The sequence below is a fragment of the Secundilactobacillus silagincola genome, from assembly GCF_002583405.1.
Classification (GTDB): Bacteria; Bacillota; Bacilli; order Lactobacillales; family Lactobacillaceae; genus Secundilactobacillus; species Secundilactobacillus silagincola.
The window spans coordinates 1-202 of sequence record NZ_BCMJ01000086.1 but is presented as its reverse complement, the minus strand read 5'-3'; the positions used below and the strand labels follow the sequence as shown (position 1 = coordinate 202).

Annotated in this window: 1 rRNA gene; it reads right to left on the bottom strand. The window is 51.0% G+C overall.

The window, feature by feature from the left end:
* Window positions 1-202, bottom strand: a 23S ribosomal RNA gene (locus CES82_RS12340); the annotation flags it as partial.

Here is a 202-nt window from a genome sequence, read left to right as displayed (position 1 = left end):
CCATCGCTCAAACATATCTTACTAGTACAGGAATATCAACCTGTTGGCCATCGTCTACGCCTTGCGGCCTCGACTTAGGTCCCGACTAACCCTGGGAGGACGAGCCTTCCCCAGGAAACCTTAGTCATTCGGTGGATCAGATTCTCACTGATCTTTCGCTACTCATACCGGCATTCTCACTTCTAAGCGCTCCACTAGTCCT